This is a genomic window from Mitsuokella multacida DSM 20544 (assembly GCF_000155955.1).
Classification (GTDB): Bacteria; Bacillota; Negativicutes; order Selenomonadales; family Selenomonadaceae; genus Mitsuokella; species Mitsuokella multacida.
In genome coordinates this window covers 520,976-535,299 of sequence record NZ_GG697141.2, presented here as the reverse complement: position 1 = coordinate 535,299, position 14,324 = coordinate 520,976, and the positions used below count along the sequence as shown (strand labels likewise).

The following is a 14,324-nucleotide window of genomic DNA, read 5'->3' as shown; positions in this document are numbered from 1 at the left end:
TTCTCACTCGTAATGCTTCTTTCTTATTTGACGAGCTTGAAGTACTTCTTCTTGCCCTTCTTGACGATGGCCTCGCCGTCCGTGAAGTCGCTCGCCTGCAGGATGTAGTCGACGTCCGTGACCTTCGCGTCGTTCAGCGAGAGGCCGTTCTGCTGGATCAGGCGGCGGCCCTCGCTCTTGGAGGCGAAGACCTTGCCGGCCGTCAGCACGTCGAGGAGTTTCTTGCCCGTCTCAGCTGCGACGGTCGGCATGTCCTGCGTGCTGCCCGCGCCGCCAAAGAGTGCCTCGGCGGCCTTCTTGGCCTTGTTTGCCTCTTCCTCGCCGTGGACGATCTTCGTGACCTCGTAGGCGAGCACCGTCTTGGCCTCGTTGATGGCGGAGCCCTCGAGGCTGCTGAGGCGGTGTACCTCCTCCATCGGCAGGAACGTCAAGAGCGAGAGGCACTTCTCGACGTCGGCGTCGTCGACGTTGCGCCAATACTGGTAGAACTCGTACGGCGAGGTCTTCTCGGCGTCGAGCCAGAGCGCGCCGCCGGCCGTCTTGCCCATCTTCTTGCCGTCGCTCTTCGTCAGGAGCTTGTTCGTCAGGCCGTAGACCGCCACGTTGTTCTTGCGGCGGTTGAGCTCGACGCCGGCGATGATGTTCGACCACTGGTCGTCGCCGCCCATCTCGAGCTTGCAGCCGTAGCGGCGGTTGAGCTCGAGGAAGTCGTAGGCCTGCATGACCATGTAGTTGAACTCGAGGAAGGTCAGGCCCTTCTCCCAGCGCTGCTTGTAGCACTCGGCGGCGAGCATGCGGTTGACGGTGAAGCAGGCGCCGACGTCGCGCAGGAGGTCGATGTAGTTGAGCTTCCGAAGCCAGTCGCCGTTGTTGACCATGATGGCCTTGCCATCGGAGAAATCAATGAAGCGGGCGATCTGCTTCTTGAAGCACTCGCAGTTGTGCTCGATGTCCTCGTCTGTCAGCATCTTGCGCATGTCGGTGCGGCCCGTCGGGTCGCCGACCGTGCCCGTGCCGCCGCCGACGAGGCAGATGGGGCGATGGCCGGCGCGCTGCATGTGCGCCATCGCCATCAGGGCGATGAAGTGGCCGGCGTGGAGGCTGTCTGCCGTCGGGTCGAAGCCGATGTAGAAGGTCACGCGCTCCTTGTCGAAGAGCTCGCGCAGTTCCTTCTCGTTCGTGCACTGGGCGATGAAGCCTCTCTCTTTCAGGGTGTCAAATACATTTGCCACGAATCTCTCTCCTTATTTCCGTTATATCCGGTTTATCTCAGGCAGCGGCCAATGGCGCTGCTCTACTCTCGTTGTCAGTTGCGTCCTTTAGAGACGCTGCTGCCTGGTTCAGGCGCTGCACCACCGCCACCGCCGCCAGCCGATGCTGGTGCTGGTGCCGGGGCCTGGCCCTGCGGCGCTGCTGGCTGCTGGCCCGGCTGCTTCTTGCCATCGTCCTTGGCCTTCGTCTCGGTGGACTTCGTCTCTTTCTTGGCAGGCTCGGCGCTCTTCTTCGAGACGGCCGTGCTCTTGTCGTCCTCGAGCGAGCCGATGGAGTCGCCGCCAGACGACTCGGCGCCCTCGAAGTCCTTGGCTGGGATGCCCTTGAGGGCCTCGGTCATGAAGTTCTTCCAGATGGTGGCCGGCACGGTACCGCCGTAGATGCCGCCGAGCGAGGTGTTGTCGTCGTTGCCGATCCAGACGCTTGCGACGAGGTCCGGCGTGTAGCCGACGAACCACGCGTCGTGGTAGTCACTCGTCGTGCCCGTCTTGCCGGCTGCCGGACGGCCGATGTTGGCGCGGCGGCCTGTGCCGGCGCTAATGACGTCCTGCAGCATGCTCGTGAGCTCGGCTGCGCTCGACTCGCTGATGACGTTGTGCTGCTCGGGGTTCGCCTCATCGATGACCTTGCCGTTGCGGTCGAGGACTCTGACGATGACGACGGGGTCCACATGGACGCCCTTGTTGGCAAAGGTGCCGTAGGCGCTCGTGAGCTCCAAAGGCGTCACGCCCTTCGTCAGGCCGCCGAGGGCCGACGAGAGGTTGTTGTCGTTGTGCGGGCCGTCCTTGACGAGCGTCGTGATGCCCATCTCCTCGGCGTAGTAGAGCACCTTCTCGATGCCAATCTTCTGCGCGATCTTGACGGTCGGGACGTTCATCGAGTGCTGGGCGACCTGGCGCATCGTCACGGGACCGCTGAAGGTGTGCTCATCGTTCTGCGGCTCCCAGTCGCCGATCTTTATCGGGCTATCGTTGATGACAGTCGAGGGCGTGAACTTGTTCTCGAGTGCCGCCGCAAAGACGAACGGCTTGAATGCCGAACCCGGCTGGCGCTCGGCCATCGTCGCGCGGTTGAACTGGTCGGTGCCGCGGCCGCCGACCATCGCCTTGACGTAGCCCGTGTGCGGGTCGATGGCGACGAGCGAGCTCTGCGGCTGCATGACGCCGTTGGAATCCTTGCGGCCATTCGGCAGGCCCTTCATCGCCTTCTCGGCGGCGCGCTGCATGTCCATGTCGATGGTCGTGTAGACCTGCAGGCCGTCCTTGTACACGGCGTCCGCGCCGTACTTGTCGATGAGCTTCTGGGTGACGTAGTCGACGAAGTACGAGGCCTCGCCCTTGTCCTCCGACTTCGGGTCGGGCTTGACGAGGTCGAGCTTCTCATTCTTGGTCTTCTCGGCCGTGGCCGAGTCGAGGTAGCCGTACTTGACCATCTGGTCGAGCACGGTCGCCTTGCGCTCCTGCGCCGCCTGCAGGTTGTTGAGCGGCGAATAGTAATTCGGGCTCTTCGGGATGCCGGCGAGCATCGCGCACTCGTTGAGCGTGAGGTCCTCGACATCCTTGCCGAAGTACGTGCGCGCCGCGGCCTGCACGCCGTAGGCGCCCTGGCCGAAGTAGATCTGGTTGAGGTAGAGCTCTAAGATCTCAGACTTCGTGTACTGATGCTCGAGCCTCAGGGCCAGGAAGACTTCCTGGATCTTGCGCTTCAGCGTGCGGTCCTGCGTCAGGTAGGCGTTCTTAGCCAGCTGCTGCGTGATGGTCGAGCCGCCCTCTGAGACGGTGCGGCCGCGCAGGTTGGCCCAGATGGCGCGCGCGATGCCGCGCGGGTCCACGCCGATGTGGTCGTAGAAGCGGTTATCCTCGACGGCGACAAAGGCATCCTGCAGGTTCTTCGGGACCTGGTCGAGCTTGACGGGCATGCGGTTCTCCGCCGCGTGGATCGTCGCGATCTCGTTGCCGTTGCTGTCGTAGACGAGCGAGGATGCAGGCGGGCGGATATCGTCCGCGAGGTCCGACTTCGTATTCATGCTTGCGGTCAGGAAACCGCAGCCAATGCCGGTCAGCATGACCAGTAAGACAATCGCAATGCCGAGCAGGGTCTTATGCTTCGCAGCACTGCCCTTCTTCGGACTGCGTTGTTGTTGATGGCTTCGTTGAGAACGTTTTTCCATTTAGGCGCCTCCTTCAAACTATACGGCTCCTATTTTACCACACTTTCGCGGAAAAGCCTATGCCCGATGTCATTCCCATCATTATTTGAGCGTGACGACGGTCGCGCCCGTGCCGCCCTCGGTGATGTCGGCGAACTGGAAGCTCTCGACATTCCGGTGGCGCCTGAGGTACTCGTGGATGCCCTTGCGCAGGGCTCCCGTGCCCTTGCCGTGGATGATCAGGACCTGCGAGAGGCCGGCCATGACGGCGTCGTCGAGGAACTTGCCGACTACGACCTCTGCCTCGTCGACCATCATGCCGCGGATGTCGATCTCGCGGCCGATCGTCTGGGTCTTCTGCATGAAGGAATTGGACTGACGTCGGGAGGATGAGGCAGCGGGTACGCTCGCCCCCTTTGGCTCCTTCGGCGCATGGTCGAGGAAGCGGCAGGCCGACGCCTTGACCTTCGTGTGCAGCGAGCCGATCTGGACGGTCAGCTCCTTGCCCTGCACCTCGAGCACCGTGCCCTTCTGGTCGAGCTTCTTGACGTAGACGATATCGCCGGGCTTGATGCTCTTGAGGCTCACGGCCTTGCCGACGCCCTTCTGGGCCATGATGCCCGGGCGCGACTTCTCGAAGGCCTCGTTGAGCTTCGCGCGCGCGTCCTGGATGGCCTGCTGGCGGCGCTTGATGCCCTGGTCGTCGAACTGCTCCTTGAGCTCCTTGATGATGGCCTCGGACTCGCGGCGCGTACGGCGCACCATCGCCGCGCTCTGCTCGCGCGCCTTGCGGATGAGCTCGCCCTTCTTCTTGGAGAGCTCTTCCTTCGTGCGCGCGACCTTGGCCTCGAGCTCGGTGACGCGCTGCTGGCGCTCGAGGATGTCGGCATTGCGCTGCTCGTACATCATCTTCTCGTTCTCGAGCTCGTTGATGACGTGCTCGAACTGCGCGTGGTCGGCCTTGACGAGCTGCTGCGCCCTGAGAATCAAGGACTCTGAGAGGCCGAGCCGGCGGCTGATGGCAAAGGCGTTGCTCGCGCCCGGCATGCCGATGAGCAGCCGGTAGGTCGGCCGCAGCGTCTTGACGTCGAACTCGACGCAGGCGTTCTCGATGCCCTCGCGCGAGTAGGCGAATGTCTTGAGCTCGGAGTAATGCGTCGTCGCGATCGTCGTCACGCGCAGTTGCAGGAGCTTCTCGAGGATGGCCATGGCGAGCGCCGCGCCCTCCTCCGGGTCGGTGCCCGCGCCAAGCTCATCGAGGAGCACGAGGTCGTCCTCCTCGACTTCCTGCAAGATGCGCACGATGTGGGTCATGTGCGCGGAGAAAGTCGAGAGACTCTGCTCGATGCTCTGCTCGTCGCCGATGTCGGCGTAGATGTTCGGGTAGACGGCGATGACGGGGTCCGGCGCCGTCGGCAGGTAGCAGCCCGACTGCGCGAGCAAGACCATCGTGCCGAGCGTCTTCATGCTGACCGTCTTGCCGCCCGTGTTTGGGCCGGTAATCAGCAGCATGCGGTAGTCCTCGCCGATGCGGATGTCAATCGGCACGACCTTGTCCTTCGCGATGAAGGGATGGCGCGCCTGCTTGAGGTCCGTGCGGCCCTCGCGGCTCAGCTCGGGGCGGTTCGCCGCCATGTCCTTGGCGAGCTTTGCCTTGGCAAAGGCGAAGTCGATGGCGCCGAGGATGCGGCAGTTCTCCTGAAGGATGGCGCTCTGCTTGCTGATCTCGGCCGTGAGGTGGCGCAGGATGCGCTGGATCTCCTGCTGCTCGGCGAGCGTCAGCTGCTTGACATCGTTGTTGAGCTCGACGACGGCCATCGGCTCGATGAAGAGCGTCGCGCCCGTGGCCGACTGGTCGTGGACGATGCCCGGGAAGCGCGAGCGGTACTCCTGCTTGACCGGGATGACGTAGCGCTCGTCGCGGACCGTGACGATGGCATCCTGGAAGAACTTCTGGTACTCGGCATTGTGAAGGATGCTCGAGATGCGCTCCTTGATGTGCGCCTGGGCGGCGTGGAGTTCGCGGCGGATGCGCCGCAGCTCGACGCTCGCGTCCTCGCGCATGGCGCCGTGCTCGTCGACGGTGTTGTCGAGCAGGCGTTCGAGCTGGCCGAGGATCTCGATGCTGCGCGCCCACTCCTTGAGCGTCGGCACGTCTAGCTCGATGTCGCGGAAGAAGCGCTTGACGCTGCGCATGGCCGCGAGCGTGCTCATGGTGTTCATGATCTCGTCGAGGTCGAGCACGGCGCCCATCTTCGCCTTCTTGAGCAGCGGGCGGATGTCGAAGATGCCGCCGAACGGCGGCATGGCCGTCTCGAGGACGGTCACGGCCTCCGTCGTCTCGGCGAGCCACTCGGCGACTTCATCGAAGTCGCTGCTCGGCTCCAGCGTCTTCGCCTGCTCCTTGCCGATGCGCGAGCTGGCCCGGTCCGCAAGCATCTCGCGGATCCGGTCGTATTCCATGATCTTATAGGTTTCTTTTTCCATTATCTACCTCTATCTTAAAGGGTCTTGAAGACTTGAAGGATCAGAGCACGCCGCGGAAGTAGTGACCGCGCGTGATGTCCTTGCCCTCCTGTTCGTGGATCCAGGCGAGTTGGGCTTCTGCAGGCTCTGCGGGGAAAGACATGGCCTTCTTGTAGGCCTTGATGATTGCCGTAATCTCCTTCTCGCCCATGGCCTTGGCCTCGATCTGCAGGGTCGCGATGCCCGCGGGGCGGAACTTCATCGCATGCGGCAGCATCGAGAGGGTCTTGCTGTTGAGCACGTGCATGTGGCAGAACTGGTCCATCGCGAGCGGGAACAGTGCGTCCTTGCGGTCCTTGAGCGCGAAATGACCTCGTGTGCAGGGCTGGCTGCACGGGCCCTCGCCGCAGCCGCCTAAAAAGCTTCCGGTCACGCAGTACTCCGAGACCATGAGCTCGAGCCGGCCGTGCACGATGCACGCGAGCGGCAGGTCGGTCTCAGTCGCGAGCTTGCGGATCTCCTTGGCCGTGAGCTCTGGCGAGAGCGTCGCGCCCGCGACGCCGTAGTCCTTGAGGAAGGCGAGCGTCTGCTTGTTGAAGGAGATCAGCGAGTAGTCGGCGTGGATGGCGAAGTCCGTCAGGCGCCGCACGAGCGCGAGCGTGCCGATGTTGTGGACGTGGACGGCGTCGGGTGGGAAGGCGGCAAAGGCGGCGAGCAAGGTCTCGAGGTGCTTCTGCTGGCCGTCGTGCACGATGCGCGGCGTGTTGAAGTCGATGCGCGCACCGGCCTCCTTCGCCATCTGCCAGGCCTTCTCGTACTCCTCGGCTGTGATGACATGGTGGTCATACGAATCGCCGCCAAACAGGATGCCGTCGGCACCGGCCGCGAGCGCGGCCTTGACCTGCGCGAGCGTCGCGACGGCGACGAGAAAGGTCGCGTGCCTCGGCACTGGCCGCTCCTTGCTATCCTTGAACTGCGGCTCGGGGCGGTGCTCGCGCGTCTCGATCTCCGCAAGGCGCAACTCGTCGAGCGCTTCGACGGCCTTGCGGCGCGCCTCGTTGATCTCGCTCATCGGCACCATGACCTCGCCCTCGATATCACAGGAAAGCGACGTCATCTCGTAGACGCTGGTGCCGAGGCGGCTGACCTGCTTGCGGATCACATCTTCTGAGAGCGGCCGCTTGCGCGCGGGCTCGCCGATGAAGTCGGTCTGTCCTTCTGCCTTGTGGCCTTCGTTGTCAGCAATCGTCACGGTCAGCGGCTCGCCAATGGCGGCGTGGACGGCAATCGTTACGGGGATGCGGCGCACGGGCGCGCCAGACGCATACGTCTCCTTGGCGCGCTCCATCAGGCGCGCGTCGTAGACCTTGAAGACGCGGTCGTGGTCGCGCACGGCGGACGGTATGGCAAACGAGACAATGTCGCCGACCTCGCCCTCTGAGACCTCGCGGCCCTGCGCATTCTTCAAAGCATCGATCGTCGCCGTCACGCGGCCGCCGACCTTGACCCAGAAGTCGACCTGATCGCCGAGGCCGAGCCGGCCGCTGAGCTTGACGGTGACGACGCGCTCATCCCAGTCGTAAGCTGTGACGCGGCCGATGAGCAGGCCGCGGTTGTTCGGGCGGCGGTCGCTCATCATCGCCTTGCCGGGGCGGCCCTTGAGGTAAGCCACCGTGAAGTCGCGGTTGAAGATCTGCGCGAGGTCGTCGCGCTCTTCCTGCGTGACAGCGTAGCCCTTGCCCGCATAATGGGTGTCGATGGCCTCGCGGTAGGTGCGCACGACGGTCGCGACGTACTCGGGGCGCTTCATGCGGCCCTCGATCTTGAGCGACGAGACGCCCGCCTCGATGAGGTCGGGGATGACGTCGATCGTGCTGAGGTCGCGCGGCGAGAGCAGGTACGAGCCCGCCTTGTCGCCGAGCACGTCCTGCCCCTTCTCATCGACGAGCGTGTAGGGCAGGCGGCAGGGCTGCGCACAGCGGCCGCGGTTGCCGCTGCGGCCGCCGATCATGCTGCTCATCAGGCACTGGCCCGAGTAGCAGACGCAGAGCGCGCCGTGCATGAAGGTCTCGATCTCGATTGGCGAGTGGGCGCAGATGCTGCGGATCTCCTTCAGGGACATCTCGCGCGCGAGCACGGCGCGCGTGAAGCCGAGCTCGGCAAGGGCGCGCACGCCCTCGATGCTGCTGACGGACATCTGCGTGCTCGCGTGGAGCGGCAGGTCCGGCACCGTCTCGTGCGCGACTTTTGCCACGCCGAGGTCCTGCACGAGGATGGCGTCGGCGCCGGCCTCGTAGAGGAAGCGCAGGTAGTCTTTGAGGGGCTCGAGCTCCTCATCGGCCACGATCGTGTTGACTGTCACGTGGATGGCGACATTCCTGAGGTGCGCGAAGTGGATGGCCTCGCGCAGTTCCTCGCGGTCGAAGTTGTTGGCATAGGCGCGCGCGCCGAAGGCATTGCCCGCCAGATAGATTGCATTTGCACCGTTCTCCACCGCAGCGACAAGTGCCTCGCGGCTGCCGGCTGGTGCCAAGAGTTCAACCAATTTCATTTCCTCCAATATCTGAAAAAACAGCACGAGAACCCCCGTGCCGCTTTCATTCTTCTTACATTCTTGCTTCTTGCATGCTTGCCTGTCAGGGTTTTGCGGAATCCTCTGCGGGGCTGTCCTTCTCCGCTGCGGAGTCCACCTTGCCGCTTTGCCCGGCAGCCTCTGCCTCGAGCTCGAGGCGCACAGCGGGGTCTTCGGCGGGCAGCTGCGGCAGGTCGTCGAGCGAGTCGAGGCCGAAGCAGCGCAGGAAAGTCGCTGTCGTGCCGTAGAGGATGGGCCGCCCGATGACCTGCTTGCGGCCGAGCTCGCAGATGAGCCCGAGCTCTAGGAGCTTGGCGAGCGCACGCTCGACGCGCACGCCGCGCAGCTGCTCAATCTCGGGCTTCGTGATGGGCTGCTTGAACGCGATGATGGAGAGCGTCTCCATCGTCGGCGCCGAGAGGTGGCGGTCGGTGACCTGGCTCAGCCGCTCGACCGTCGCATATGCCTCGGGCCGCGTGACGAGCTGGTAGCCGCCCGCGACCTTCTGGACCGTCAGGCCGCTGCCCTCGGAGGTCAGCTTTGCCTGCAGGCTGCGCGCCAGTTCGACCACTTCCGACTCCTCGCAGTCCATGACGGCGGCGATGCCCGAGAGCGGCAGCGGATTGCCCGCGGCAAACAACACGGCCTCGAGCGTCGCCTCGCGGCTGAGTTCCCCCTGTCGACTGGATTCATTCTCTTTCATCATTTTTTCTCCCCCCGCCAGGCAATGGTGATCGTCCCGAAGAGATGTGCCTGCTCGACGCTGACGCTCTGCTGCTTGATAAGCTCAAGGAGCGCGAGGAACGTCACGACAAGCTCGTTGCGCGTGCCGCGCTCGAAGGCATCCTCAAAGCGCATGCGGCCGCCATGTGACTGGAGCGCCGCCTTGATCTCCTCCATCTTGTCCTCGATGTGGTAGGGCTCGGGCTGCACGATGGCGGCCGGGATCTCTGCCTCTTCCTTGATGCTCATGACCTCGCGGAAGGCCGTGATGAGCAGCGAGAGGTCGAGGCTCGCAGGCGGCAGATGATGCACGGGCAGGTCGAGCGGCGCACGGCCGACGAAGTGCTCCTGCAGGTCGGCCATCGAGCCGAGCACCTCGCTGACTTTCTTGAAGCGGCGGTACTCGAGCAGGCGCTCGACGAGTTCCTGACGCGGGTCCTCCTCTTCCTCGCTCTCCTCTGCCTTCTTCTTCGGCAGCATCATGCGCGACTTGATCTGCAGGAGCGTCGCGGCCATGACGAGGAAGGAACTCGTGACTTCCATGTCCATCTCGCGCATCGCCTCAAGGTAATCGAGGTACTGGCGCGTGAGCTCCGCGATCGGGATGTCGTAGATGTCGATCTTGTTCTTCTCGATCAGGTGCATCAGGAGCTCGAGCGGGCCGTTGAACGCCTCGAGATGGAAGGTATACTTCTTGTTTGTAACGTCCATGCTATCCCACTCAGAAGAACGGCATCAAGATGAGCACGAAGAGCTGCCAGATGAGGCGCTGCAGCGGGATGAAGATCATGCTGAGGACAGGCGTCATAATCAGCACGATGAGGATCAGGAAGCTGTAGCGCTCGAGCCGCGCGTAGGCGTAGGCCATCTTCGGCGGCAGGAGCTGCACGAGCACGTGCGAGCCGTCGAGCGGCGGCAGCGGGATCATGTTGAAGATCGCGAAGTTGATGTTGTAGATGATGATGAGCTGGAAGACCTGGTAGACGCCGACGCTCAGATGGCCCATCGTGCTCTTGATGACGAGCAGCGCAACGAGCGCGAGGAAGGCCGTCACGAGGTTGGCAAAAGGCCCTGCGAGCGAGACGAGGATGTCGTCGCGGCGCGGCTTCTTGAAGTTGCGCGGGTCGATGATGACGGGCTTGGCCCAGCCGAAGCGCACGAGGAACAGCATGATGAGGCCGATCGGGTCGATGTGCGCGGCCGGGTTCAGCGTCAGGCGCCCCATGAGGAGCGGCGTCCTGTCGCCCAGGGCAACGGCGACGCGCGCATGCGCGTACTCGTGGATGACCATCGCGATGATCAGGCCCGGGATGCCGGCGATGAGGTCGAGCAGGTTGAAATCAAACATATAGACTCCTTTGAATCTCCTTTACTTCTACGTTTACTTTGCGGCTTTCTGCTGCGCGGCGAGCATCAGGATGGAGATGACGGACTTCGCATCGACGATGCGGCCGTCCGTGGCCATGGCGACGGCTTCCTCGAGCGGCACCTTGACGACGTTGATGAACTCATCCTCATCCGTGTGCTGCTTGCCCGGCGTCAGGCCCTCGGCCGCGTAGAGGTGGATCTTCTCGTTCGAGAAGCCGACCGTCGTCGCGATCGTCGTGAGCTTCGTGATGTGCTCGGCCGTGTAGCCGGTCTCCTCCGAGAGCTCGCGCTCGGCGCAGACGAGCGGGTCCTCGTCCGGCGCATCGAGCTTGCCGGCCGGCACCTCAAGCGTCACCGCATCGATCGGATAGCGGTACTGGCGCACGAGGATGATGCGGCCATCCGGCAGCAGCGGGATGACGGACGAGGCGCCCGGATGCTTGATCCACTCGCGCGTCGCCTCTTTGCCGTTCGGCAGCTTGACCGTGTCGCGCTTGACGTGAAGCAGGACACCGTCGAAGATTGCCTCGCTGCTGATTTTCTTTTCGATCAGATCCTCATACATACCAAAAACCCCCTAGAAATCATATCTTGTTTACCAGTTTTACCATTCGCCCTATTCTATCACGTTGGGCGCACTTATGCCAGACTCAGGAGAGCACATCTCTCTTGAAGGCGTCTTTCTTCATCTTAGCATGCGAGACCATCTCGCGCGCGTTGTCGAGCGAGGCGGTCGTCATGTCGGCACCTGAGGCCATGCGCGCGATCTCGCTGATGCGCTCGCGCTCGGAGAGCGGGCGGATCTGCGTCGCCGTCGTGCCCTCGACCGTGCGCTTCGAGATGTAGAGATGGGCGTCGGCCATGCAGGCGATCTGCGGCAGATGCGTGATGCAGAGCACCTGCTTGTACTGCGCGACGAGCGCGATGCGCTCCGCGACCATCTGGGCCGTGCGGCCGCCGATGCCCGTGTCGATCTCGTCGAAGACCATGCTCGGCACGGACGAGTCACGCGATGAGGCGACCGTCTTGATGGCGAGCGCGATGCGCGAGAGCTCGCCGCCCGAGGCGACCTTCTGCAGGGGCTTCTCCGCCTCGCCCGGGTTGGCCGAGAAGAACATCGCGACATCGTCGCGGCCGTTCGCGCCGTAGTCCTCAGCCTGCTCGACGCGGATATGGAATCGCGCCTTCGGCATGCCGAGCGCAAAGAGCTGCTCCTCGATGGCGGCGGAGAGGTCTTTGGCCGCTGCCGTGCGCAGGCGCGTGAGCTCTGCGGCCTTCTGCCTGAGCTTCTCCTCGAGCGCGGCGATTTCCTTCTCGAGCGCGGCGATGTCCTCGTCGTAGTTCTCGATCTCTGTGAGCTCCTGTTCAACCTTTGCCTGATGCGCGAGCACGTCCTCGAGGGTCGCGCCGTACTTCTTGCAGAGGCGGTAGATGACATCCATGCGGCTCTGGAGCTGATTGAGGCGCTCGGGGCTGAACTCGACGCTCTCGCCGTAGTCGCGCAGCTCGTACGAGGCCTCCTGCAGGGAAATGTAGGCCTCCTCGACCATCTTCTGGGCATTCGCGAGCGCATCGTCGAAGCGGCCGATCTCCTCGAGGTCCTTCTTGACCTGCGAGAGCGCGGGCAGGACGCCGAGGCCGTTGCCGCCGCCCCCTTCTAGGAGCTGATACGACTCCTCGACGGAGCCGACGATTTTCTCGGCGTGCGAGAGCTTGCGGATGTCGGCTTCGAGCTGCTCGTCCTCGCCGGGCTTTAAGTTGGCTTCGGAGATCTCCTTGTCCTGCCAGTGCAGCATGTCGAGGCGCTGCGCGTACTCGCGCGAGGCCTGCTGCTTCTCGGCATAGGCCTTCTTCTTCTCGCGCCACTCGCGGTAGACGCACTCGTAGGCGGCCAATGCCTCGGAGAGGTCAGGGTCGTAGCCGTCGAGCAGGTGGAACTGATTCTCCTCTTTCAGGAGGGCGAGGTTCTCATTCTGCCCGTGGATGTCGACGAGGTAGGCGCCGATCTGGCGCAGGACGGCCAGCGTGACATGGCAGCCGTTGACGAGCGCCGTGCTGCGGCCCGCCCGCGTGAGCTGCCGCGTGATGATGAGCTCTTTGTCCGCGTCGTCGATGGCCTGCTGCGTCAGGAGCTCATGCAGGCCGAGCGATTCGTCCTCGAGCGAGAATACCGCCTCAACGCGCAGCCAGTCGCAGCCCGAGCGCACCATGTCGGCCGACATGCGCGCGCCGAGCACGGCGCCGAGCGAATCGATGAGGATCGACTTGCCCGCGCCGGTCTCACCGGTCAGGATATTGAGGCCCGGCTCGAACTCCACCTGCACATGCTCGAGCAATGCGAAGTTCCAGACCGTCAGTGATTTCAACATGGATGTTTTTTCCTCCTATGGCCCCGCTCAGTCCTGCAGCATATCGAGGATGCGCTTGCGGACGACGGGGGCCGTTTCCTTTGGCTTGATGACGACGAGGATGCTGTCGTCGCCGGCGACCGTGCCGATGATCTCCGGCCACTTGCAGTAGTCGAGTGCGGCGGCCACGGTGTTGGCGCCGCCCGGCAGGGTCTTGACCACGAGGATGTTCTCACTGTAGTCGCAGTCGATGATCGTGTCATTGAAGATGCGCCGCATGCGCTCTTTGGTGAACGCGTAGTTCTCCTGCGCCGGCAGGGCATAGCGATAACGGCCGTCGCCCGTCGGCACCTTGATGAGCATGAGCTCCTTGATATCGCGCGAGACGGTCGCCTGTGTGACGGCAATGCGCCGCTTGCGCAGCTGCGCCGCGAGCTCATCCTGTGTCTCGATGATCTCGTGGCGGATGATCTCGCGTATCAGCTCTAGTCGTCTTTCTTTCATCAATATACCTGCCTTCCTTCTATGATTGATTTATCGCACCTGCTGCCTTACTGTTCACCGCCCTGGCGCCAGAGCTTCGTGCGCAGGATCTGGTAGTAGTCCTTGTCCTCGAACTTGATGATCTCCGCCTGCGCCTCGGACTTCTTGACGATGACCTCGTCGCCGGGCAGCAGCCGGTAGCAGACCTGCCCGTCGAACGTGATGATGGTGTCCTGCGGGATGGAGGCAATCGCGACGTGCACGGTGTCGTCCTCCTGGATGATCAGTGGCCGGATGTTGAACGTATGGGCGCAGATCGGCGTGACAATGAGCGCGCGGACGTTCGGGTTCACGATTGGGCCGCCGGCCGACAGCGAGTAGGCCGTCGAGCCCGTCGGCGACGAGATGATGATGCCGTCGGCCTTGCAGTCGAGCAGGTGGCTCTCGTTGATCGTCAGCCCGAGGTGCAGCATGCGCGCGACACCGCCCTTGACGACGATGTCGTTGATCGCATGGCCGAGGAAGCGCTCTTTGCCCCCCGAGCGGACGGAGCCCGCCAAGAGCAGGCGATGCTCGATGTGGAAGTCACCGTCTAAGAGCTTCTGCAGCTTCGTCTCGAGCTCGTGCAGCTCGATGTCGGCCATGAAGCCGAGTGTGCCGATGTTGACGCCGCAGACGGGCACGGCATGGTGGCTGTAGCGGCGGCAGACGCCGAGGAGCGTGCCGTCGCCGCCGATGCTCAGTGCGATGTCTGTGGGCACGTTCTCGATATCCGTGACACCGTAACCCGCATGCTGGAAGAAGCGCGCCTCCTCCACCGGCATGATGACACGCACATCCTTGTCCGCATAGAACGAGAGGATGCGCTGCAGGACGGCCGGCGCCTCCGGCTTATTCGTATTCGGGAAAACCGCTATCGTTAACATAGAGCGCCTCCTTCCCA

Annotated in this window: 11 protein-coding genes; all 11 read right to left on the bottom strand. The window is 63.4% G+C overall.

Annotated features, from left to right (window positions below; translation table 11 throughout):
• Window positions 1–23: 23 nt before the first annotated feature.
• The 11 genes from tyrS to MITSMUL_RS02520 all read right to left on the bottom strand — a co-directional run bounded on the left by tyrS (window position 24) and on the right by MITSMUL_RS02520 (window position 14,307).
• Complete coding sequence (tyrS, locus tag MITSMUL_RS02570) at window positions 24–1,232, bottom strand: tyrosine--tRNA ligase (protein ID WP_005839670.1); 1,209 nt, start codon at window positions 1,230–1,232, stop codon at window positions 24–26.
• A 74-nt stretch (window positions 1,233–1,306) separates the two neighbouring features.
• The gene (locus tag MITSMUL_RS02565; RefSeq protein WP_005839669.1) at window positions 1,307–3,442 is read right to left on the bottom strand and encodes a transglycosylase domain-containing protein; all 2,136 of its coding nucleotides are present in this window, start codon (window positions 3,440–3,442) and stop codon (window positions 1,307–1,309) included.
• A gap of 81 nt (window positions 3,443–3,523) precedes the next feature.
• Window positions 3,524–5,908, bottom strand: a complete 2,385-nt coding sequence (locus tag MITSMUL_RS02560) for an endonuclease MutS2 (RefSeq protein ID WP_005839668.1) — start codon at window positions 5,906–5,908, stop codon at window positions 3,524–3,526.
• A gap of 40 nt (window positions 5,909–5,948) precedes the next feature.
• On the bottom strand, window positions 5,949–8,438 hold the full coding sequence (locus tag MITSMUL_RS02555; protein ID WP_040635341.1) for a U32 family peptidase: 2,490 nt from the start codon (window positions 8,436–8,438) through the stop codon (window positions 5,949–5,951).
• A gap of 85 nt (window positions 8,439–8,523) precedes the next feature.
• Window positions 8,524–9,165, bottom strand: coding sequence for an SMC-Scp complex subunit ScpB (scpB, locus tag MITSMUL_RS02550; protein WP_005839666.1), 642 nt, complete (start codon window positions 9,163–9,165; stop codon window positions 8,524–8,526).
• Window positions 9,162–9,893 (bottom strand): segregation and condensation protein A, encoded by a 732-nt coding sequence (locus tag MITSMUL_RS02545; RefSeq protein ID WP_005839665.1) that lies wholly within the window; start codon window positions 9,891–9,893, stop codon window positions 9,162–9,164. Before MITSMUL_RS02545 ends, scpB begins: the two co-directional genes overlap by 4 nt.
• Window positions 9,894–9,903: 10 nt before the next feature.
• On the bottom strand, window positions 9,904–10,530 hold the full coding sequence (locus tag MITSMUL_RS02540; RefSeq protein WP_005839663.1) for a site-2 protease family protein: 627 nt from the start codon (window positions 10,528–10,530) through the stop codon (window positions 9,904–9,906).
• Window positions 10,531–10,563: 33 nt separating this feature from the next.
• Entirely contained in the window at window positions 10,564–11,115 is a 552-nt protein-coding gene (locus MITSMUL_RS02535) for an NUDIX domain-containing protein (protein ID WP_005839661.1), read from the bottom strand.
• Between the two features lie 85 nt (window positions 11,116–11,200).
• Entirely contained in the window at window positions 11,201–12,919 is a 1,719-nt protein-coding gene (recN, locus tag MITSMUL_RS02530; protein ID WP_005839659.1) for a DNA repair protein RecN, read from the bottom strand.
• 27 nt (window positions 12,920–12,946) lie between these two features.
• Complete coding sequence (gene argR, locus MITSMUL_RS02525; protein WP_005839657.1) at window positions 12,947–13,402, bottom strand: arginine repressor; 456 nt, start codon at window positions 13,400–13,402, stop codon at window positions 12,947–12,949.
• Between the two features lie 47 nt (window positions 13,403–13,449).
• Window positions 13,450–14,307, bottom strand: coding sequence for an NAD(+)/NADH kinase (locus MITSMUL_RS02520; protein WP_005839656.1), 858 nt, complete (start codon window positions 14,305–14,307; stop codon window positions 13,450–13,452).
• Window positions 14,308–14,324 lie beyond the last annotated feature (17 nt).